Raw genomic sequence first — 21,776 nt, 5'->3', positions numbered from 1 at the left:
GAGAATTAATTAACGCTTACCGTCGTTAGTAAGCGTTATTTAGATTTGTGAAAGTAATTAACCTATTGATTATGCTTTCTTTTTATCCATTTTCACAACTTCCGCCTTTTCTTGTTCTAAAATCGAATCAGCATCTGTACCTTTAAATAATTTAGCAATCACATCTTTATTTTTCGATAACAAAATAGTTAGCTCTTCAGAAACATCACTCGGAAGTTTAATGCCTTTGGCTTGAATGTATGTACCAAGATTTTCTGCAACATCGAGCATTTTGTCATATTGATCAGCCGCTTTTTTATCTGAAGTCACCAGTTTTTCTTCTCCGTTTCGCTCAACAACGTATTTCACGATAATAGCCATAACGTATCTCCAAAGGTCAGTTGGTTGTGTTCTGTAAACTTATAAACAAATATAGCTTTATACTGTCTATATGTACAGTGTTAATATTGGCTATTTCAAAAATGAGGAGTCTGAATTAATCGGATGATAAGTATCAACACTTTCAATGAGGGTTTTTGCGGTCAATTGGGGGACGCTATAAACCTCAGTAGAAACATTGTATTTAGTTTTAATGTAACCCATGAGCATAGCGAAATCACCATCGCCACTTAGTAAAATAACTTCATCTAACTGCGGGGCTAAATCTATCATATCGACAGTAATTCCCACATCCCAGTCACCTTTGGCGGTACCGTCACTGCGTTGTATAAATGGCTTTAACTTGACATCAAAGCCAATATGTCTGAGAGCATCTTGAAACTTTATTTGTTGATCGTCTTGGCGAGCGATAGCATATGCATTGGCAACGATTAAATTGCCACGGTATGACAGTTCTTGCCACAATACACGATAGTTAAATTGTTTATTGTGAGCTTGACGGCAGGTGTAGTAAACATTTTGTACATCGACGAACAGACCAATGTTTTTTGACTTACTTTGCATACTGACTCCTGACGTCGGTCGCTAGATTGTATTTCGTTATGCTAGTTTTTTACTATTTAAATAATCTTCGTAATTTCCTTTGAAATCTACAATGCCGTTTTCAGTAATATCCAATATTCTTGTGGCCAAAGAAGATACAAATTCTCGATCGTGACTGACAAAGAATAGGGTGCCTGGATAGTTTTCAAGGGCTAGATTCAACGATTCAATGGACTCCATATCTAGGTGATTAGTGGGCTCATCCATTAAAAGAATATTATTTTTTTGGAGGATAAGTTTGCCGAAAATCATTCGTCCTTGTTCCCCGCCTGAAATAACTTTGACGGATTTGTCTATTTCTTTCTGTGAAAACAGTAATCTACCTAATGTACCACGAATAACTTGCTCATCGTCGCCGTCTTGGCCCCATTGATACATCCATTCTAATAACGTCATGTCCTGTTCAAAGTCGTGGGCATGATCTTGAGCATAGTAACCAAGCGACGCATTTTCTGACCATTTAATCGTACCGCTATCTGAAGCCAAATCACCAAATAAACAACGCATCAACGTCGTTTTACCTGCGCCATTAGGCCCAATAATGGCAACTCTTTCACCCACTTCTACCATTAAATCTAAATTAGAGAATAATGGCGTTTCAAACGATTTACTTAAGCCTTCAACTTCAAGCGCTAAGCGATGTAACTTCTTGTCTTGATCAAAACGAATAAATGGATTTTGTCGACTTGATGGTTTCACCTCATCTAATTGAATCTTATCTATTTGTTTGGCACGAGAGGTTGCTTGTTTAGATTTAGAGGCATTGGCAGAAAAGCGACTAACGAACGTTTTTAATTCCGCTATTTGCGCTTTTTTCTTAGCATTGTCTGATAATAGGCGCTCTCGTGATTGAGTGGCAGCGGTCATGTATTCATCGTAATTACCAGGGAAAAGTCTTAATTCACCATAGTCAAGATCGGCCATGTGCGTACAAACACTGTTTAAAAAGTGACGATCATGGGAAATAATTATCATCGTGCAGTTACGCGCGTTTAGGGTATCTTCCAACCAACGAATCGTATCGATATCAAGGTTATTGGTCGGCTCATCTAACAGCATGATATCAGGATCAGCGAATAGAACTTGGGTAAGTAAAACGCGCAATTTCCAACCTGGTGCCACCTCACTCATTGGTCCGAAATGCAAAGACTCATCTATACCGACCCCGGTTAGCAGCTCGGCTGCGCGAGATTCCGCAGTGTAACCGTCCATCTCGGCAAATTCAGACTCAAGCTCTGCTGCTCGGATGCCGTCCGCTTCGCTCATTTCAGGATTTGCATAAATCGCATCACGTTCTTCTTTAACTTTCCAGAGCTCTTCATGCCCCATAATCACTGTATCAATGACCGAATAATTTTCGAATGCAAACTGATCTTGCTTTAGTTTTCCGATTCTTTCGTTTGGATCTTTCGTAACGTTACCGGATGATGGTTCTAGATCATTGCCTAAAATTTTCATGAAGGTAGACTTGCCGCAACCGTTTGCGCCTATTAGCCCGTAGCGATTGCCCTCGCCAAACTTAACTGAAACATTTTCAAAAAGGGGCTTGGCACCAAACTGAATGGTGATATTGGCTGTCGTTAACACGTTGAAAATTCCTAATTTTAAGAAACAGATAAAAATTGCGCGGGATTATGCCACAAATTACGTTATATTTATGGGGTTTGTTGAGATTAATCACTTAAACCTACCCATCCAAAATGGGTTTAATAGATTTACAATTGATTAAAGAAGAGAAAACAAACTTCAAGTTGGTTAAATGAATCGATACGGAAAACGCTATTGGAGTGTTAATTCACTAATATTCCACCTAAAACATCATTTTAAGTGGAATAAATTTGACAATAGGTTTGACTCAGAATTGTCTTAGTAAGAATTATTGATCGAGTGGCGTATTAAAATCTTCAGATAATTCAAAATCACCAGTCACACTAGCAATTTTTTCATCAGCAAATTGAATAATTAACTCTTTGCGAAAATCTTCGCCTCTTTTTCGCATACCACGCTTCATTTCGTAAACATAATACCAAGTGTCATGGTCGAAAGAATCTTTTACCACTGGACGACCCAAAACATAAATAACTTGTTCTTTGGTCATTTCGATGCGCAATTGTTTAACGCTTTTATCTTGCAAAAAGTTCCCTTGTGGTACGTCGATCCGATAAATCCAGTCCACACACCCAGATAAAAATAATGTGGTTAAAACAGCAATTAATACACTTTTATACTTCATTCTTTCATTCATATTAGATTATTAGTCAAGCTATACTCATAGAGTACGCGTATTTCTGGACACGCATGCTAACTCAGCAGTAGGCTTGCAATCAATGATTAATCGAGACTAATGATAACTACCCAATAGCTCTTTTGCATTTTCAATTGCCGAGTTGGTCAAAGTGTCACCCGCTAAAAGACGAGCTAACTCTTCAATACGTTCCTTTTCCTGCAAACATATCATATGCGTTTCGGTGGTTTTTTTGTCTGAAAACTTAGTGACAAACATCTGTTGATGCCCACTGGCTGCGACTTGTGGTAAATGAGTAACACAAATTACCTGGCTCGATTGACCTAATTTACGTAGCAACTTACCCACCACAGAAGCCGTAGGGCCACTTATTCCAGTATCTACTTCATCGAAAATCATAGTAGGAATTAAGTTACCTTTTGCACTGATAACTTGTAAGGCAAGACCAACTCTAGAAAGTTCACCACCTGAGACGACTTTTTCAAGGCTATCAGCTTTTATACCTAAATTGGTTGAGATCAAAAAGCTAACCTTGTCTAATCCAGAAGGTGAGGGGGCTAATTGCGGATCGAACCCTATGCTGACCGTAAACTTAGCCTGAGTCATATTCATATCTTGAATATGTTGCTCTACCAATTTTGCTAATTTATTGCCTGCTTTACTTCTACTTGCACTGAGCTTTTGAGCAACTTGTAAGTAATTTTCCTGCAAACTTACAATTTTACGTTGTAATTCTTCAAGGGATTCATCTTGGCTATCCAAATCGTTTAACTCAGAAGATAATTGCTGATGATGTTCAAACAGTGCTTCAGGACGAACTCCGTGTTTTCTAGCAAGATCTAAGGCTAATGAATAACGTTGTTCGATTTGTTGCATTCGCATTGGATCTATTTCTAATCGGTCGGTATAAGCACGTAATTGACTAGATGCTTCATCAATATTAATCAAAGCTTCGTTTAATATGGTAACGATTGGGCTTAATTCCGGATCATGTTCCTGAAGTTCGCTTAGCATATCAATACTGCTTTGTACCGCACCTAATGCACTTCCTTCATCGGCATCGAATAACTGATAGAAGCTTTTTTGAGACTGTTCTAACAAAGCCTGACTATTACTCAGTTTTTTATGTTCACTTTCTAATTCAACGAATTCATTTTCATGTAAATTAAACTCATCTAATTCCTGTACTTGATACTGCAAAAGGTTACGTCTATCGGAGCGCTTTTGGCTGCCAGAAATAAGGGCTGTCATTTGCTTTTGAGCTTGGTTTAGTAGTTCGTATTCTTGCTTGACCGCTTTTATGAGGTTGTCATGTTCAGCAAAGTTATCAACTACCTGTTTTTGTACATCCGCTTTAAGTAGCATTTGGTGGGCATGTTGACCGTGGATGCTGATTAGTTGCAATCCCAGGGTTCTAAGTTGTTGTACAGGGACTGGGTAGCCATTTACGTAGGCTTTGGAACGGCCTTCACTCGATACGACTCTACGGATCATTAATTCTTGATGAGTATCACTATTATTTAGCTCTTGTTCGCCTAAATCGTTTTCAAATAACCAAGCTTTTACTTTTGTTAAGTTTGTGATGTCAAAGGTTGCACATACATCAGCTTTATCGCAATTTGGACGAACCATACCGGCATCAGCACGATTACCTAAGCACAGGCCAAGGGCATCAATTGCAATCGACTTACCCGCGCCAGTCTCTCCGGTGATAACGCTAAGACCTTGCTTGAAATCAACATCAAGAGATTTGACAACCGCTAAATTTTGCACAGACAAATGAATTAACATAAAAACTTACATGGTTATTTATACAGTAACTGTAAATATATACATAAATTTGTGCTTGTAAAGTAGAAAAAGCGTTTTGATGTGAAATTAATAGAGTTTTGAACCCCAACCAAGTTTGGTCCGTAAAACATTAAAATAGTTATAATCTTTGGGATGTATGAGTGATAGGCGATCTTGATTTTTCTTAATGTGTATCTCATCACCGGGCAGTACTGTCAGTGCGATGTGGCTATCACAACTGACTTGTAAATTATCTGTGTTGTCACAGGAAACTTTCATTTTTACAATACTATTCGCATCCACCACTATTGGCCTACTACTTAGTGTGTGCGGAAACATCGGGACTAACGTTAACGCATCCAAGTTGGGGGTGAGGATAGGGCCTCCACCTGAAAGTGAATAAGCTGTTGATCCCGTTGGTGTTGCTACGATTAATCCGTCTGAGCGCTGACTAAACACGAAGTTATCGTCAATATATATTTCAAACTCCATCATGTGCGCCACTTTTCCATGGTGCAATACCACTTCATTTATAGCTACATTTGAACTTTGTTTAATGCCCTCGCGAAATACTTCAACTTGTAAAATAAATCGCTGTTCTCGGACAAATTCACCATCAAACAAGCAGGTTAACTGTCTATCAATGTCTTCTGGATGAATGTCGGTCAAAAAACCTAAATTACCTCGGTTTACACCAACAACCGCAACGTCGTGCTTGGCTAACACCCGAGCTGCACCTAACATATTGCCATCACCACCCACCACAATAGCGAGATCTGCCTGTAAGCCGATACTTTCTAAATCTGCAGTTTCAAAACCATTGCCTTGCAGCATGCCAGCGACTTTTTTCTCAACAATCGTTCGACAACCTTTCTTTTTTAGAAAGTGTAAAATTGCATTTAAGCTGGTGTTGGCACCTTCATGTGCTGGCTTTCCGATCAATCCAATGGTTTTAAATGACATAAAATTCGATGATAATTTAAAAACTCAGTATAACCATGCTTAGCGATTAAAACCAAGCATGTTGATACAGCCAGCAAAAATTGAAGCGCTATCGTCGACAATCTAGATTATTTCCGTAAAGGGTAGTTATCTAGCTGTCCAACCGCCATCTATAACTAAAGCCTGAGCAGTAATGTTTTTCGCAGCATCACTTATCAAAAAAGCTGCGCTACTGGCTAATTCTTCTATTTCAATAAAGGCTTTCTTTGGCATGGGCTCGAGCATAATTTTATTAATTACATCTTCTTCACTTATGCCGTTTTCTATAGCTTGAGCTGCAATTTGCTGTTCGACCAATGGGGTTTTAACATATCCTGGACAAAGTGTATTCACCGTAACGTTGCAGTCACCTGTTTCTAACGCTAGCGTTTTAGCAAAACCGAGTAAACCGTGTTTTGCGGCAACATAAGCCGATTTATAAGGCGAAGCTACAACCGAATGCAACGAACCCACATTGATAATTCTTCCAAAGTTTTGTTCGCGCATTTGTGGCAAAAATGCTTTTGCCAATAATGCTGGGCCAACCAACATTATATTTATCAGTTGTTGCCATTTTTGCGCCGGAAAGTCCTCTAACCTAGAAACGTGTTGAATTCCTGCATTGTTAATTAATACATCTATTTGGTCTGGGAGAAGTTTCTCGGGAAGCGCTTCAATCTGAACTGCATCAGCAACATCTAATTGCACTGCAAGTGCATTTATTTTAACCGTTATTAATTTGTTTACTGCGTTTTGCGCAGCTTCCAGATTAATATCGGCTACGATTATTTTGTGGCCCAGTTCACCTAGGTGTTGGGCAATGCCAAATCCAATACCACTAGCTGCACCGGTGATTAATATGGTCTTACTTTGCATGTTTTATCCTTTACGATTCGGTTGGACGGCAAGTGATTTGACTATATTTTTCACTGCCTGAATTTGTTGTCCTTGTTGGTTTGCATAATTTTCGTCGGTGTAGCCCCACCAATCCCAGCAACCCTGAGGGTTCATTGGCAACATCATTGAGGTATTTGTTTGTGGATATAGCACAACCAATTGATTACTGTCTGCCCAACGATTTAAGCCATTATTTTGGATATATTCTTGACCTATGGTTTCAGCATTTTGGTTGCAGCCATGAAAATTGACGTGAACCTCGCAGGTTTGGCCTCTTGCGCATGCTTGAGGAACGTAAAGATAACCCGTCTCAGCTAATGACTCAGCAGGTTCCCCACCTAATTCATGTTGATTTATTGCGTTGATTTTGCCATTTAACTTTTGTACGGGAGGGGTTAAATCGGAATATAAATAATTCAAAAGTTCGCCAGCTGCGTCAAATTGGCAATTCCCTAAAAAGGGAGATTCTGACGTGTCACATCTTGCTCCTGAGGCAAGGGTAGGGAAGTGGTGAGCGAAAGGTTTCTCTTTTACATAAGTCAAATTTTCGGGGGCTACGAGCGTTTGATATTGTTGGAAAAGCGCATTCGCCACCGATCTCGTTACTCTTGCATCCAAGGTGCCATGCAATAGCCAAACTTGACTGTCTTTTAAGTTAGATAAAGGGGCAATCAAGCCTTTATCTGCATATTGCTTTAATTGCGCGTTTAAAGGGGCTAAAGAAAATTCATCCGATTGCTTATTAACACACTGAGAAAGTGCAGTTGTGATACTACCTTGAGCACAATAGTAAGGACCTGCTGCTAAAATCGCTGCTCCCCTCACCCAATCTGAATGGGCTATGTGAAATTGATTCGCCATAAAGCCGCCACTCGATAATCCCGAGACAGTGATCTTTTCAATGGCTAGATCTAGTTTTGTGGGTTCAGCTGTTGCTTGGATACTGGTAATTAAACCTATTAATACAACCAGTTTGTGGAGTTTGATCATGTTCTTTTTCTACCTACTTGTTTAGAAATGAATTAATGAGTTCAGCATGTTTGCTAATGCCGGTAACGCCTTCTAAGTGTCCCAATGTGCCTGGCAGTATTTTAAGTTGGCTATCTTTGCCACTATCTAATAATAATTGATGGGTTTTTTCTACATTGTAGGGCATCAATAACAAGTCAGTAGCGGCGGGTAAGAATAGGGTTTTCGCCTGCACTTTTTGTAGTGCATTTTTTAGATCACCTTGATGCCCCGCAACATATAATTGGCAAGCTCTGACCAAATACAGCAGGTGATTCGCATCCATTGTCTCTGCTCTAGCTTGCGCTCTTTTTTTCAACCAATTTACGATGCTTGGTGTTTGCCGAATGTCTTCTAACGGGCCCGTCTCGGAAGTTGAAAATCCAATTTGTTCACCGACTTGATTGAAAAAGTCGGGGTAAAGTGCGTCTTGGGTAATAAGCATCAGTGATGCCACTAAACCATCTACAGGCGGTTGGGAATCGTAATAATTACCTTGCTGCCAATGCTTATCTAGTTTGATCGGGGATGCCCAATGTTCTAAGTTGGCCGATGTCCAAGCATCAGCTTCGCCAGCGCCGATTACTGAAATCATTCTTTCGACCCATTCTGGGTAAGCAATGGCCCAATCAAGTGCTTGCATTGAACCCATCGAAGGACCAACGACTGCATATAATTTAGAAATGCCTAACGAAGTTAGCAATTGTTTTTGCACATTTACAAAATCGCGAATCGTGACTACTGGGAAGTCTAAGCCGTAGGGTTTACCCGTTGCTGGGTTGATCGAGGCAGGGCCTGTTGTGATCACATTAGGATCATGCACGCCTAAGTTAGCTAGGCTATCGACACTGATAACATAAAAGCGATCGGTGTCGATTGCTTTGCCTGGGCCAATTATGTCATTCCAATATCCAGCGGTAGTATCACTAAGTTGGTATTTGCCTGCTGCATGAGAGTTTCCGGTAAAATAATGGGTGATCAAAATTACGTTATCTTTTGCCGCATTAAGATTGCCATAACTTTCCCATCCTACGGTCACGCTAGGGATAGTTTTACCGCCAAAAGTAATAAAGTTCTCAGAAGTAAACGCGTTTTTCTGAACCAATGGCAGATTTTTTTGTTCGTCAATATTAGCATTGGAGCGGTCGTTATTATTGGCGCAGGCAGATTGCGTTGCAAAACACACCAACAATAAACACAACCTACCAAATCTTAGATAATTCAATTTCAAGTGTGTTCTCCTAACACTGATTTTACGATTTAAAATATTGTGAATAGGGCAATCGCTAGACATAATCCGATAAGTGGTATTACAACGGTCAATGCCCCGACAGCCCAATAGGCACGTTGGTGTGTCTCATGACAAATTGCTCTTATCGTGGTGACAACATAGCCATTATGCGGTAATGAGTCTAACGCACCCGAAGAAATGGACACAATTCTATGCAATTGTTCTGGATCGACGCCCTGATCCATATAGTGTGGACCCACTAAAGGTAATGCGATGGCTTGTCCCCCTGACGCTGAACCGGTTAATCCGGCAATAACACTGACCGCTATTGCGGCACCAATTAATTCATTTCCTGGTATCTGAGTCATTACCTCAACAGCGGCTTGAAAGGCTTCGGTGGATTTTGCGATTGTGCCGAATCCTACCACCGCGGCAGTGTTACCGATTGCGATTAGCGCACCTGTTGTACCTACACCTACAGCAGCGGTTAAGTTATGAAAATATTTAAAATTGATAACCATTAAGGTAAGTACGCCGCCACCTAAAGCAACAATTAAAGCCATTTGTTGGAGTGATTCGTGAAAAGTAAATGACAAGACTAACACCACGAGCAGCGGGATTAAGCCTGTTATCCAATGGGGATAATCTCTTTCTGGAATTTTAGGATCATGATCTTTGGCTTCAAAACGTTCGCCAGCCGCTAAGGCTTTATTCATCATCTTTTTAATCCACCAGAAGCCTAATGTCGCCATAAATATTGCAACCACTAAACTGACTTCCCAAGCTGCAAAAGGTGAGGTACCTAAATATTTAATCGGGATCCAGTTTTGAATTTCAGGTGAACCTGCGGATGTCATCGTAAAGGTAACAGAGCCGAATGCTAAAGCAGCTGGGATAAATCGTCTTGGCAGGTCTGCATCTTTAAATAGACTTAATGCCATAGGATAAACTGAAAATGCAACGACGAAAACGCTTACGCCGCCATAGGTAAGTATTGCACAAGCGATAACCACTGCGGCAACAGCATGTTGTTTACCTAAACGACCGATGATTGCTTTGGCTACTGCATCTGCAGCACCTGTATCTTCCATAAATTTACCAAACAAGCTGCCTAGTAAGAACATAAAAAACCAGTTCGCGACAAAACCGGCAAATCCAGACATATAAGTTTCGACAAAATTGGTGTCACCAATAAATACTGGTAAACCGCTTGTTAGAGCTACAATCAAGGCGCAAAGTGGCGCAGCGACAAAAAGGTTCATTCCTTTAATCGTTAATACAATTAATAAAAATAAGCCGCCGATTAAGCCAATTAGACTCAGCATTTTTATTCCTTTTTTTAAATGATACAAATATCTGTGACCGCAGAGAGCTATATCATTTCACTCAATATTAATAATTAAATGCAATATTGGGCCCTATATAGTGTTCAACTTTTTTGCCCTTTGCGACATAGTACTATGGTACTAATGTAAAATATTTGTAAATCCATTAGAGTGTTTTCACTGTCACTGTGACCGCAGCGAATCTAACAAATTAAAAAAAGAAAACTGTGTAAAAAGGACACTTTAATGAAAACCACACAATCACAATCTACGTCAAATAAGGGTAAGTTATTGAAACTTTCTATCATTGCATCAGCTGTCACTTTGTCTTGTCTCTCCGGACAATTAGCAGCACAAGAAGAATCTAAAGCTGGCTTAGAGCGAATCGAAGTTACTGCGCGTAAAACAGTTGAGAGTCTGCAAGAAGTGCCTGTTTCTGTTACCTCATTAGGGGCTGCAGAAATGTTGGAGAAAGGGATGTCAGTGATGACTGAAATCCAGCAACAATCTCCTAACACAACATTACAAGTGAGTCGCGGTACTAACTCTACCTTGACCGCATTTATTCGTGGTGTAGGTCAACAAGATCCTGTCTGGGGCTTCGAACCTGGAGTAGGTGTTTATATCGATGATGTTTATATTTCAAGACCTCAAGGCGCGGTCCTCGATTTATTTGATTTAGAACGTGTGGAAGTCTTACGTGGTCCGCAAGGAACTTTGTATGGTAAGAATACCATCGGTGGCGCAATTAAATATGTTACTAAAAAAATGTCAGGTGATACTGAATTTAACATTAACGCCACGGTAGGGAGTTACTCTCAAAAAGACTTAAAAGTCATGGGGCAAATCCCACTTAGCGATAATTTTTACTTTGGATTTGCAGTTGCCACTTTGAATCGTGATGGGTTTGGTGAATTCTTAGTTGCCCCGGCTGGTGAAGATACAGAAAACTACAACAAAGACGTTTTAGCAGCGCGCTTCACTTTAGAATATCAAGCGAATGAAGACCTGTTTTTCAGATTCAATTACGATAAAACCAGAGATGACTCAAACGCAAAAGGGGGCTATCGCTTAACGGACAGTATTTTAACTGATGCGCCTCAACCAGACAGTGTTTACGATTCTTACTCTAGCTTGCCAACCTGGAACAAAGTAGAAACTGAAGGTATGAGCTTAACCGTTGAATGGGATATCAACGACAGCTGGGCGTTTAAATCTGTTACTGCTACCAGGGAAGGTGATTCTCCTACCAATATTGATTTTGATAACACGCCTTTAGGGATTTTCGATACGCCAGCCACGTACACTGATGAGCAAATCTCTCAAGAATTTCAGCTTAATTATGTAGGCGATGGCGTCACGTTTGTTTCTGGTGCTTATTATTATGATGCTGAAGCTTGTGGTATTTACGATGCGTATTTGATGGCCTTTGGAATATCAATTGAGCAAAGCGGTTGTACTGATACGAAAAGTTTAGCGGTATACGGACAAGCGTCTTATGATATTACTGATAAACTTTCTACCACCCTAGGTTTACGTTACACCAAAGATGAAAAACATGGTGTGGTAGATGCAGGAGTTAGATTGGGTCAAGCCTACCCGAATTCAGGCTGGGTCGATGGCTATGTTAGACCTGACTATCCAGCAAATATCGTTATTGACGATACGGAATCTTGGTCGCGTTTTACCCCTAGAGTGGGTTTAGAGTACGCATTAACTGATTCTACGATGTTTTTCGGTAGCTATTCTCAAGGCTTTAAGTCTGGAATGTACAACCCTCGAGCAACTTTCTTTCAACCAGCTGCTGCGCCTGAAATTGTTGACTCATATGAAATTGGTATGAAGAGTGACATAACTGATTCATTTAGATTGAATGCAACCTTGTTCAAATTGGATTACACAGACAGACAATATGTTGTAAACGTACCTTCTGATGATCTATCTGAACCTACTCAACGAATCGCTAACGTGGGCGAATCAGACGCTAACGGTATTGAGATTGAAATGACCTATGTCGCTGCAGAAGGGTTAACTTTCACCAGTGCATTGGGCACCATTGATGCTGAATTTACCCAAGTATTCTCTGTGGATGCTGCTGGAAACCCAATTGATTTATCAGACAACTTTGTCATTTCGAACACACCTGATTTTACCTTCAATGCTGGGGTTAATTATGCCTTTACTACAGATGTAGGTGATTTCGTATTTAATGGTAATTACTACTACCGTGACGATTACGAGCTGTTTGAATCGCCAGATGAATTGCTTCGTCAAGAAGGCTACGGTTTAGTTAATCTGAGTTTGGTATGGTATAGCGATGATGGCCAATGGAATGCTGGCTTACATGCTAAAAACGTAACTGATGAAGAGTATCGAGTAGGGGGTTACAACTTCACTGGTGGTAGAGATGCAAACGGTGATTTGTTACCTGGTCTTGGCGGCGATACAACCTTGATTGGCTACTATGGCGATCCACGCACATTCCACCTTACGGTAGGCTATAGTTTCTAACGGCACTTTGTGTTGTTCCCAGGGGCGACTTAGTCGCCCTTTTTTATTGCTATGCAATTAATATCTCTTGAGGTTGGTAGCTAGGTCCCATATGCTGCTTTTTTATAGCCGTATTTAGTCAGTTGTCAGATTTTTATTTATGTCAGTAAAAGCACTTATTGCAGATGATCACCCATTGTTTAGAATTGCGCTAAAGCAAGCTGTGAGTGCGTTGTTAGATGATGATATTACCGAAACCTCTACACTCGACGAAACCTTAGCTGCACTAAACAATGATCCGCAAATTGCGCTTGTGTTTTTAGATTTAAATATGCCGGGCAATGATGGTTTATTTGGTTTAAGCCAAATTCGATTGTTACATCCGGATGTATTAGTCGTCATAGTGTCAGGTGAAGAAAAACCGTTAATTATTCAAAAAGCCATTAATTTAGGTGCCAGTGGTTTTATTCCAAAGTCCAGTTCGTTAGCGGAAATAGCAACAGCTATAGAGCAAGTACTAGATGGTTTGCAGTGGCTCCCTGAACATTTAGTTGCGCAAGTAGAAGCAGATTTGCCAGCGGAAGAATCTGAATTTGCAAAAAATTTAGAACAGCTCACACCACAACAGTTTGTAGTCTTGAAAATGATGGCTGATGGATTATTGAATAAACAAATTGCCTATGAACTAGGGATTAAAGAAACCACTATTAAACAGCATGGCTCAGCAATACTCAAAAAGCTTAAACTGAATAACCGCACTCAAGCAGGCGTTTTATTCAAGCAACTGATGAATCAGGTTTAAAATAATAAAGTAGCAAGTGATTTATGGATTACCCAGCGTTTAATTCATTTTGTGGTTCTTTAGCGGCGACGACTTATGTTAAGCAATGGGGAGGTTCCCATGTTTGGAAAGTCGGTGGTAAAGTATTTGCTATCGGTGGTTGGAGTAGTGAAAAAAAACCAGCTTTCACTTTCAAAACTTCAGAACAAAATTATCACTTTTTGTGTGAAGCTGACGGTTACAGACCTGCGCCTTATTTTGCCAATCGCGGTATGAAATGGATACAGCTTTACAATTCACAAGTGGCAAGTGATGACGATCTGATGTATTACCTTACTGAATCTTATCGTTTAGTTTCATTAGGGCTAACAAAAGCAAAACAGAAAGCACTTGGGTTAAATCAGCAGTAATGCCGTTTTTCACTTAAGTCCAAGAAATTTGTCGAAGCATACGTTTTAATGCCGCGCTTTTAAGTGGTTTAGGCAAAAATAGTAGTTCTGCATTTTGTGCATTTTCACGCATATTATCACTTCGATCTGCTGAGTTAAGTATACCCGGTATCGCAGATTGTGTTTTGTGTCGTACCGCTTGCGCAATTTCAACCCCTGTTAACTGATTGTCTAAATGATAATCCAATAACATTAAATCGATGTTTTGATTGATATTTTGTACATCTTCGAGATTCTCTACACACACAACTTTGGCTTCCCAACTTTGTAATAATTGTATGACAGCATCACGCGTTTGCGGGTCATTTTCAGCCAGTAATACGGTTTTGTTGTGCAAAATTTCAGTTTTCACCGGCGTAGGCATACTGGTTTTAACAGCGTTATCACACTTTTTACCAGAGGGTATTAATACCGAAAAGTTACTGCCTTTACCTAATTGCGACTTCAAGCTAATCGGATGATTAAGTAAAGTAGAAATGCGGTCCACAATGGTCAAGCCTAAGCCCAAGCCTTGCTGAATTTTAGTTTTATTAAGTTGTTTAAATTCTTCGAAAATGAAATGTTGATCAGCAATTGAAATACCTGGACCGGTATCTACAACACATACTTTTACGCCAGCTTTACTATGCCGACAACCTACTACTATTTTCCCCGCCTGCGTGTAGCGGATAGCATTTGACAATAGGTTTTGAATAATGCGTTTTAACAGCTTTTTATCAGATTGCACTACAGCGCTACTTTTTACGTAAGATAATGTTAAATTCTTACGTTGGGCCATGAGATTAAAATCGTTTACAAGAGGCATCAAAATATCATTGATAGGGAATTCCTGAATATGAGATTCCAATACGCCAGACTCTAACTTTGTCATATCTAGAAGCAACGAAAGCAATTCTTCAGCATTATTAATTGAGTCGTTTAACGATTGACTTAGTTGTTTGATTTCTGGTTCATTTGATTTCTGTTGGATTAACTCACCAAATAAACTCGCAGCATTGAAAGGTTGCATTAAGTCATGACCGGCCGCAGCTAAAAATTTTGTTTTACTCTCATTGGCTCTTTCAGCCTGTAATTTCGCTTTAGACAATGCTTGATTAGATTGATTAAGCTCTTCAGTTCGTTTTTCAACGCGCTTCTCCAGATGAGATTTAGCTTGTTCTAGCTGTTGTTGAATTTCCATGTACTCGGATATGTCACTATACGTTGTTACAAAACCACCACCGGGAAGAGGGCCGCCGTTAAGTTCAATAACGTGCCCATTGGGCTGCTTTCGTACATACTTATATATGCTTCCTTGTTTGATGTACTCAATCCGCTTGTCGATCTCTTGTTGTGGATTAGCGGCGCTGCCAAATAAGCCGCGTTTGGCATTAAAAGCAAGAACCTGTCGCATGGATATGCCAGCATGAATATACCCATCTGGATAATCGAACATTTCAATATAACGTTGATTCCAAGCGATTAATTTGAGATCGGGATCGACTACGCTAATTCCTTGTTGGATGTGTTCAACACTGGATTGCAATATTTCATGGTTAAATTGAAACGTTTGTGCAGCTTCTTCCATCCACTCAACGAGTTCAGTTAACGGAACTTCGTCTTTTTCCGCAATGGCAGAAACTAATATTCTTGAACTAGCGCCGCCAATTTTAGCGGCTAACATATTTTCCACGGTCTCAATAACATTGAGACTGGCATAACTGGTTAAATCCGCATTACCTAATTTATTGTTTAAATGCGTTAATTCGTTTTGACTAAGCACGTTTTGGGTTAATGCCATCAAATTTGCGAGTTTAATAGGGTGTTTCTGTGGTGAGTTGCTGTGAATTGTGCGCTGTTGTTGCGCACTAATTTTAGGTGAAAACCAAGTAATGATGCCAAAACACATCCCATTGGCTAATAAGCTTAAAACAAAACCTCTACCTAATTCTAAATCAGTTGGAGTAGGATCAAAATAATAGCTAGAGGTAATACTCGGCCACAACAACCAATAAAACCAACCTACAGAGCCTACAAGCAAACCACAATATGCAGCTATTTTATTCGCTTTAGGCCAATATAAACTAAGGATTATCATCGGAAACGTTTGCGCTAACAATGCCATTGCAATTATTCCACTATTTACTAATGGCGAACCAGAGCTAACATCACGATGATAAAAATAGGATACGGCTAACACTGACGCTATTGTCACTCTTCGAATCAATAAAATGATTCGAGGGCTTAGGGTATTTTGTTTTTGGTTTATCAACTTTAACTTGACCCACGCCGGGGTTATTAAGTTGTTGGAAATCATAATCCCAACAGCAAGGGTTGCGACTACTACCATACTGGTTGCGGCAGCTAAACCGCCTATGAAGCTAACTAATGTTGTGACGCCGTTGTTGGAATACAAAGGCAGTGCTAAGGCATAAATATCTGTTGATACATTTTGTTTATCAAAGATGATGTGACCGGCAAGGCCTATCGGCAACACGAACAACCCCATACCTACCAAAAAAAGTGGAAAAAGCCACCTAGCGGTATTGAGTTCATTTTTGGATTTATATTCCACAAAGTTGACATGGAATTGTCGAGGAAGACAAAACATTGCACAGATACCCAATAAAATATGGCTGATATACACCCAACCACCGGAATTAGCGTGCAGAATTGGTTGTGCATTAGTCGATAATTGCGCCTGGCCTAATAAATCAAACACCCCGTTAAATAATTCATAACAAACAAAAAGACCGACAAAACTCAGGGCAATCAGTTTAAGTGAGGAAGCAAATGCCACGGTTAACATTAAACCAGGTTTTTTGTCCGTTAAATCAAATGAACGTGTACCTAAAAAAATCGCCAATACAGCGAGCACTATGGCCACGTACAACCCTATGCTGGTTGAACTTTCGTTGGTTAAAAGAGTTAAACTGTCTACTACAGAGTCGAGCTGCAATGCGACATAGGGCACGACACCGATAAAACATAATAATGACACTAACGCGGCTAACAGATTGGCACTGTTATATTGCACACCAATAAAGTCGGCTAACGAACTAATGTTATTGAGCTGACATATTTTCGCAATTTTCAGCAATGCGCCAAAGCCAAATAGCATCACTAAAATAACCCCTAGATAAGTCGGCACGAATGCCCAGCCATATTGAGTTGCTTGCGTTGTAGTGCCAAAAAATGCCCAAGATGAACAATGTACTCCTAAGGCTAAACTGTAAATGATGGGATGCTGCGCACCTTGGCGTAGATATTTATCGCCGAAATAACCTATTAGGAAAAGTACAATCAGATAGACGAAAATGATTGTGGACATTGAATAAAGGGTAAACATAGGGTGATTATTATCCTTTTACAGCGGCCAATTGCATAAAGTTATTATTATTTTTCGGGCCGAACACACTATAAAACTGTTCCCTTTTAATTCCAATTAGAAATGTTTTTTGTATTTCAACAAAAAAACTGGGTTTTTAGCCCTTGAAGCCTTTTAAACAAGCCCCATTAATAACGCAATTCAAATTTAATCCAATTATGTAGTGAAAAAAGGCGATGGAGTAAGGCATGAGCAAAGATCAACAGCCAACAGATAAAAATCAACAAGAACAACCTGAAGTTGAACAGGCGGAGCAGTTAGAAGCTGAGCAAGTAGCAGAAAATGCTGACGTGAGTGAGGCTGAGCAAACCATTGCAAAACTTCAAGACGCGTTAAGTAAAGCTGAAGCGACTGTCAATGAGCAAAGAGATTCAGTGTTACGCGCTAAAGCCGAAATGGAAAATGCACGCCGTCGCGCTGAAGGTGAAGTAGAAAAAGCTCGTAAGTTTGCGTTGGAACGTTTTGCAGGTGAGCTTTTACCTGTTGCTGATAATTTGGAGCGTGCTTTACAACTAGCCGATCCAAATAATGAATCGCTCAAACCTATGATGGAAGGAGTGGATATCACCTTAAAATCATTCGTTAGCACAATTGAAAAATTTGGATTGAAAGTGATTGATCCGCAAGGTGAACAATTTAATCCAGAATTGCATCAGGCAATGTCAATGCAAGAAAACGCGGAACTAGCACCTAATACAGTGATGGCGGTTATGCAAAAAGGCTATGAAATTAATGGCAGATTGTTACGTCCGGCTATGGTTATGGTTTCAAGAGCAGCTGAAGGTGGCGTAGACATCGAAGCATAAGAATTTTTGTGAAGATTTTTTTACGATTATCATTGAAAAAAATCAGAATAACCCCACAAAAGATACAGGCTTAGTTTTAAACAAATTTTAATGGAGACACGCTAATGGGTAAGATCATTGGTATCGACTTAGGTACAACAAATTCATGTGTCGCAGTTTTGGAAGGCGACAAAGTTAAAGTTCTTGAAAATGCAGAGGGAGATCGCACAACCCCGTCAATCATCGCATTTAGTAATGACGGTGAGACTTTGGTTGGTGCGCCTGCAAAACGTCAAGCAGTAACCAATCCGAAAAATACTTTGTACGCGATTAAGCGTCTTATTGGACGTCGCTGGGAAGATAAAGAAGTTCAGCGTGACATCGACATCATGCCTTTTACCATTGCTAAAGCCGACAATGGTGACGCTTGGGTTGAAGTGAAAGGTGAGAAAATGGCACCGCCACAAATCTCAGCTGAAGTATTGAAAAAAATGAAGAAAACAGCAGAAGATTACCTTGGTGAAAAAGTCACTGAAGCGGTCATCACTGTTCCTGCTTACTTCAACGATTCTCAACGTCAAGCAACTAAAGACGCAGGTAAAATCGCGGGATTAGAAGTTAAGCGTATTATCAACGAACCTACTGCTGCTGCGCTTGCATACGGTATGGACAAGAAAAAAGGCGACAATGTTGTTGCTGTTTATGACCTCGGTGGTGGTACTTTCGATATTTCAATTATTGAAATTGATGAAGTTGAAGGTGAGCATACGTTCGAAGTACTTGCTACCAATGGTGATACTCACTTAGGTGGTGAAGATTTCGATAACCGTGTAATTAATTATTTAGTAGACGAATTCAAGAAAGATCAAGGCGTAGATTTACGTAAAGATCCGCTTGCAATGCAACGTCTAAAAGAAGCCGGTGAAAAAGCTAAAATCGAATTGTCTTCTGCACAACAAACAGAAGTTAATTTGCCGTATATCACAGCTGATGCATCTGGTCCTAAGCACCTTACTATCAAAGTGACTCGTGCTAAGTTGGAATCATTAGTTGAAGATATGGTGAAGGAAACACTTGAGCCAGTGAAACAAGCATTAGCGGATGCTGATTTATCAGTAGGCGACATCCACGACATTATTTTGGTTGGTGGTCAGACGCGTATGCCATTGGTTCAAAAGTATGTAACTGAATTCTTCGGTAAAGAGCCAAGAAAAGACGTGAACCCTGATGAAGCCGTTGCTGCTGGTGCTGCAATTCAAGGTGGTGTTTTAGCAGGTGATGTGACAGACGTACTACTGTTAGACGTAACACCATTGTCTCTAGGTATCGAAACAATGGGTGGCGTTATGACTCCACTTATTGAGAAAAACTCTACGATTCCTACTAAGAAATCACAGACTTTCTCAACAGCGGAAGATAATCAATCTGCGGTAACCGTGCATGTATTGCAAGGTGAGCGTAAGCAAGCGGCAGGTAATAAGTCTCTTGGTCAGTTTAACCTTGAAGGTATTCGTCCTGCTCAACGTGGTGCACCTCAAATTGAAGTTACCTTCGATATTGATGCTGACGGTATTTTACATGTGTCTGCTAAAGATAAAGACACAGGTAAAGAGCAGAAAATCACTATCCAAGCTTCTTCAGGTTTAAGTGAATCTGAGATTGAAAAAATGGTAGCTGATGCGGAAGCGAATAAAGACGCCGATGCTAAATTTGAAGAAATGGTACAAACACGTAATCAAGCTGATGGCATGATCCACGGTACCAGAAAGCAAATTGAAGAAGCCGGTGATGATTTACCTGCTGAAGATAAAGCAACTATCGAAGCAGCAATTGAAGCGCTTGAAGCGGCAGTGAAGAGCGAAGATAAAGCTGAAATTGAAGCTAAGACTCAGGAATTGATTCAAGCTTCAGCTAAGTTGATGGAAATCGCTCAAGCAAAAGCTGCAGCTGATGGAGCAGCAGCTGGCGCGGAACAGCCACAAGCTGAAAAATCTGGTGCCGACGACGATGTTGTAGACGCTGAATTTGAAGAAGTAAAAGACGATAAAAAATAACGCGTCTTAGCTTGTCTTAAGACAGGTGAAGTTGAAAAAAATAGGCGCAGAAATACTCTTTCTGCGCCTTTTAAGTGTTATCCCCTTGCTACTTGAGTTTAATTTTTAGGTGGCAATGGGATAAAAGCCCAACATGAAAGGGCATGTTTAATAGGTCAAGTTCAACCTCACTTTTTTGGGGTTGGCATCAAAAAGGATAAACAAGCGATATGTCGAAGCGAGACTATTATGAAGTGCTTGGTGTTGGCAAAAGTGCTGACGAGCGTGAAATTAAGAAGGCTTATAAACGCCTCGCCATGAAATATCACCCTGATAGAACCAAGGGTGATAAAGAAATGGGCGAAAAATTTAGAGAAGTGCAAGAAGCCTACGAAATCCTGACCGATTCGCAAAAACGTGCCGCCTATGATCAGTATGGTCATGCGGGTGTAGATCCTAACCGAGGCGGCGCTGGCTTTGGTGGTGGAGCTGATTTTGGTGACATCTTTGGTGATGTGTTTGGCGATATCTTCGGTGGCGGCGGGCGCGGTGGTCGTCAGTCCAGAGCCCGTCAGGGTTCAGATTTACGCTATAATCTTGAGCTTAGCCTTGAAGAAGCAGTGCGTGGCAAAAGTGTAGAAATCAAAGTACCAACTTTGGTTGCGTGTGAGCCATGTGATGGCAGCGGCGCTAAAAAAGGTACTAAGCCAACTACGTGCCCGACCTGTCACGGTAATGGCCAAGTGCAAATGCGCCAAGGTTTCTTTGCTGTTCAACAAACGTGTCCAACATGTTCTGGACGAGGTCAAATTATTTCTGACCCTTGCCGCGAATGTCATGGGCATGGTCGCACCGAAAAAACCAAAACACTTTCGGTAAAAGTGCCTGCGGGCGTAGATACTGGTGATCGTATTCGCTTGACAGGTGAAGGTGAAGCAGGGGAGAGCGGTGCTCCTCCTGGTGATTTATATGTACAAGTACATGTACGTGAACATAATATTTTTACCAGAGATAGTAATAACCTGTATTGTGAAGTTCCGCTGAGTTTTACAACAGCTGCACTAGGTGGTGATATTGAAGTTCCTACTTTGGATGGTAAAGTTAAGCTTAAAATTACACCTGAAACACAAACTGGAAAACTATTCCGCTTGCGTGGCAAAGGCGTTAAATCGGTACGAAGTGGCAGTGTCGGTGATTTAATGTGCCGGGTTGTAGTAGAAACACCAGTGAACCTTAACAGCAAACAAAAAGAGTTGTTGCAAGAGTTAAATAACTCTATGGGTAAAGGTGATGAAGCCGCTAAATACCGGCCGAAAGAGAAAGGGTTTTTCGACGGTGTGAAGAAATTCTTCGATGACTTAACGGGTTAAACTTAGTCTAAGTGTTATGATAAAGACGTCATTTTTATGGCG

Annotated in this window: 17 protein-coding genes; 6 read left to right on the top strand and 11 right to left on the bottom strand. The window is 40.4% G+C overall.

The window, feature by feature from the left end:
* Positions 1 to 69 precede the first annotated feature (69 nt).
* From GLIP_RS01480 to GLIP_RS01435, 10 genes are all read right to left on the bottom strand, one after another.
* Positions 70 to 360: a YebG family protein gene (locus GLIP_RS01480; protein ID WP_008842772.1), complete on the bottom strand. Its 291-nt coding sequence runs from the start codon at positions 358 to 360 to the stop codon at positions 70 to 72.
* A 90-nt stretch (positions 361 to 450) separates the two neighbouring features.
* Complete coding sequence (locus tag GLIP_RS01475) at positions 451 to 942, bottom strand: LabA-like NYN domain-containing protein (RefSeq protein ID WP_008842771.1); 492 nt, start codon at positions 940 to 942, stop codon at positions 451 to 453.
* Between the two features lie 36 nt (positions 943 to 978).
* Positions 979 to 2,568, bottom strand: a complete 1,590-nt coding sequence (locus GLIP_RS01470; protein WP_008842770.1) for an ABC-F family ATPase — start codon at positions 2,566 to 2,568, stop codon at positions 979 to 981.
* Positions 2,569 to 2,857: 289 nt separating this feature from the next.
* The gene (locus tag GLIP_RS01465) at positions 2,858 to 3,214 is read right to left on the bottom strand and encodes an outer membrane protein assembly factor BamE (RefSeq protein WP_008842768.1); all 357 of its coding nucleotides are present in this window, start codon (positions 3,212 to 3,214) and stop codon (positions 2,858 to 2,860) included.
* Positions 3,215 to 3,322: 108 nt separating this feature from the next.
* Positions 3,323 to 5,017, bottom strand: coding sequence for a DNA repair protein RecN (recN, locus tag GLIP_RS01460; RefSeq protein WP_008842767.1), 1,695 nt, complete (start codon positions 5,015 to 5,017; stop codon positions 3,323 to 3,325).
* 87 nt (positions 5,018 to 5,104) lie between these two features.
* Positions 5,105 to 5,980, bottom strand: a complete 876-nt coding sequence (nadK, locus tag GLIP_RS01455) for an NAD(+) kinase (RefSeq protein WP_008842766.1) — start codon at positions 5,978 to 5,980, stop codon at positions 5,105 to 5,107.
* A gap of 126 nt (positions 5,981 to 6,106) precedes the next feature.
* Positions 6,107 to 6,874: a 3-hydroxybutyrate dehydrogenase gene (locus tag GLIP_RS01450; protein ID WP_008842764.1), complete on the bottom strand. Its 768-nt coding sequence runs from the start codon at positions 6,872 to 6,874 to the stop codon at positions 6,107 to 6,109.
* A 3-nt stretch (positions 6,875 to 6,877) separates the two neighbouring features.
* Positions 6,878 to 7,885, bottom strand: a complete 1,008-nt coding sequence (locus GLIP_RS01445) for an extracellular catalytic domain type 2 short-chain-length polyhydroxyalkanoate depolymerase (protein ID WP_008842763.1) — start codon at positions 7,883 to 7,885, stop codon at positions 6,878 to 6,880.
* Positions 7,886 to 7,898: 13 nt separating this feature from the next.
* Positions 7,899 to 9,095, bottom strand: coding sequence for an E22 family MetX-like putative esterase (locus GLIP_RS01440; RefSeq protein WP_008842762.1), 1,197 nt, complete (start codon positions 9,093 to 9,095; stop codon positions 7,899 to 7,901).
* A gap of 68 nt (positions 9,096 to 9,163) precedes the next feature.
* Positions 9,164 to 10,459, bottom strand: coding sequence for a GntP family permease (locus GLIP_RS01435; RefSeq protein ID WP_008842761.1), 1,296 nt, complete (start codon positions 10,457 to 10,459; stop codon positions 9,164 to 9,166).
* Between the two features lie 246 nt (positions 10,460 to 10,705).
* Between GLIP_RS01435 and GLIP_RS01430 the strand changes: the two genes are divergently transcribed.
* From GLIP_RS01430 to GLIP_RS01420, 3 genes are all read left to right on the top strand, one after another.
* A complete protein-coding gene (locus GLIP_RS01430; RefSeq protein ID WP_008842760.1) occupies positions 10,706 to 12,970 on the top strand; it encodes a TonB-dependent receptor in 2,265 nt (754 codons plus the stop codon).
* 139 nt (positions 12,971 to 13,109) lie between these two features.
* Positions 13,110 to 13,751, top strand: a complete 642-nt coding sequence (locus GLIP_RS01425; protein ID WP_008842759.1) for a response regulator — start codon at positions 13,110 to 13,112, stop codon at positions 13,749 to 13,751.
* A gap of 23 nt (positions 13,752 to 13,774) precedes the next feature.
* Positions 13,775 to 14,140 carry an MmcQ/YjbR family DNA-binding protein gene (locus GLIP_RS01420; RefSeq protein WP_008842758.1) on the top strand — a complete coding sequence of 122 codons (366 nt, stop codon included), beginning with the start codon at positions 13,775 to 13,777 and terminating at the stop codon, positions 14,138 to 14,140.
* A gap of 13 nt (positions 14,141 to 14,153) precedes the next feature.
* On the opposite strand, the gene GLIP_RS01415 is transcribed toward GLIP_RS01420, so the two are convergent.
* Positions 14,154 to 17,507: a PAS domain-containing hybrid sensor histidine kinase/response regulator gene (locus GLIP_RS01415; protein ID WP_008842757.1), complete on the bottom strand. Its 3,354-nt coding sequence runs from the start codon at positions 17,505 to 17,507 to the stop codon at positions 14,154 to 14,156.
* Positions 17,508 to 17,734: 227 nt separating this feature from the next.
* Here GLIP_RS01415 and grpE point away from each other — a divergent pair, with 227 nt between their 5' ends.
* The 3 genes from grpE to dnaJ all read left to right on the top strand — a co-directional run bounded on the left by grpE (position 17,735) and on the right by dnaJ (position 21,734).
* Entirely contained in the window at positions 17,735 to 18,352 is a 618-nt protein-coding gene (gene grpE / locus GLIP_RS01410; RefSeq protein WP_008842756.1) for a nucleotide exchange factor GrpE, read from the top strand.
* 104 nt (positions 18,353 to 18,456) lie between these two features.
* Positions 18,457 to 20,385, top strand: coding sequence for a molecular chaperone DnaK (gene dnaK / locus GLIP_RS01405; RefSeq protein ID WP_008842755.1), 1,929 nt, complete (start codon positions 18,457 to 18,459; stop codon positions 20,383 to 20,385).
* Between the two features lie 209 nt (positions 20,386 to 20,594).
* Positions 20,595 to 21,734: a molecular chaperone DnaJ gene (gene dnaJ / locus GLIP_RS01400; protein WP_008842754.1), complete on the top strand. Its 1,140-nt coding sequence runs from the start codon at positions 20,595 to 20,597 to the stop codon at positions 21,732 to 21,734.
* The last annotated feature ends 42 nt before the right edge of the window (positions 21,735 to 21,776 follow it).

Source organism: Aliiglaciecola lipolytica E3 (assembly GCF_000314975.1).
GTDB lineage: Bacteria > Pseudomonadota > Gammaproteobacteria > Enterobacterales > Alteromonadaceae > Aliiglaciecola > Aliiglaciecola lipolytica.
Note: the sequence above shows the minus strand (reverse complement) of the source record. Positions and strands in the feature narration are given on the sequence as shown.

Coding starts and splice junctions, on each gene's coding strand:
- GLIP_RS01480 (WP_008842772.1), bottom strand. CDS start 360: ATGGCTATTATCGTGAAATACGTTGTTGAGCGAAACGGAGAAGAAAAA.
- GLIP_RS01475 (WP_008842771.1), bottom strand. CDS start 942: ATGCAAAGTAAGTCAAAAAACATTGGTCTGTTCGTCGATGTACAAAAT.
- GLIP_RS01465 (WP_008842768.1), bottom strand. CDS start 3,214: ATGAAGTATAAAAGTGTATTAATTGCTGTTTTAACCACATTATTTTTA.
- recN (WP_008842767.1), bottom strand. CDS start 5,017: ATGTTAATTCATTTGTCTGTGCAAAATTTAGCGGTTGTCAAATCTCTT.
- nadK (WP_008842766.1), bottom strand. CDS start 5,980: ATGTCATTTAAAACCATTGGATTGATCGGAAAGCCAGCACATGAAGGT.
- GLIP_RS01450 (WP_008842764.1), bottom strand. CDS start 6,874: ATGCAAAGTAAGACCATATTAATCACCGGTGCAGCTAGTGGTATTGGA.
- GLIP_RS01445 (WP_008842763.1), bottom strand. CDS start 7,885: ATGATCAAACTCCACAAACTGGTTGTATTAATAGGTTTAATTACCAGT.
- GLIP_RS01435 (WP_008842761.1), bottom strand. CDS start 10,459: ATGCTGAGTCTAATTGGCTTAATCGGCGGCTTATTTTTATTAATTGTA.
- GLIP_RS01430 (WP_008842760.1), top strand. CDS start 10,706: ATGAAAACCACACAATCACAATCTACGTCAAATAAGGGTAAGTTATTG.
- GLIP_RS01425 (WP_008842759.1), top strand. CDS start 13,110: ATGTCAGTAAAAGCACTTATTGCAGATGATCACCCATTGTTTAGAATT.
- GLIP_RS01420 (WP_008842758.1), top strand. CDS start 13,775: ATGGATTACCCAGCGTTTAATTCATTTTGTGGTTCTTTAGCGGCGACG.
- GLIP_RS01415 (WP_008842757.1), bottom strand. CDS start 17,507: ATGTTTACCCTTTATTCAATGTCCACAATCATTTTCGTCTATCTGATT.
- grpE (WP_008842756.1), top strand. CDS start 17,735: ATGAGCAAAGATCAACAGCCAACAGATAAAAATCAACAAGAACAACCT.
- dnaK (WP_008842755.1), top strand. CDS start 18,457: ATGGGTAAGATCATTGGTATCGACTTAGGTACAACAAATTCATGTGTC.
- dnaJ (WP_008842754.1), top strand. CDS start 20,595: ATGTCGAAGCGAGACTATTATGAAGTGCTTGGTGTTGGCAAAAGTGCT.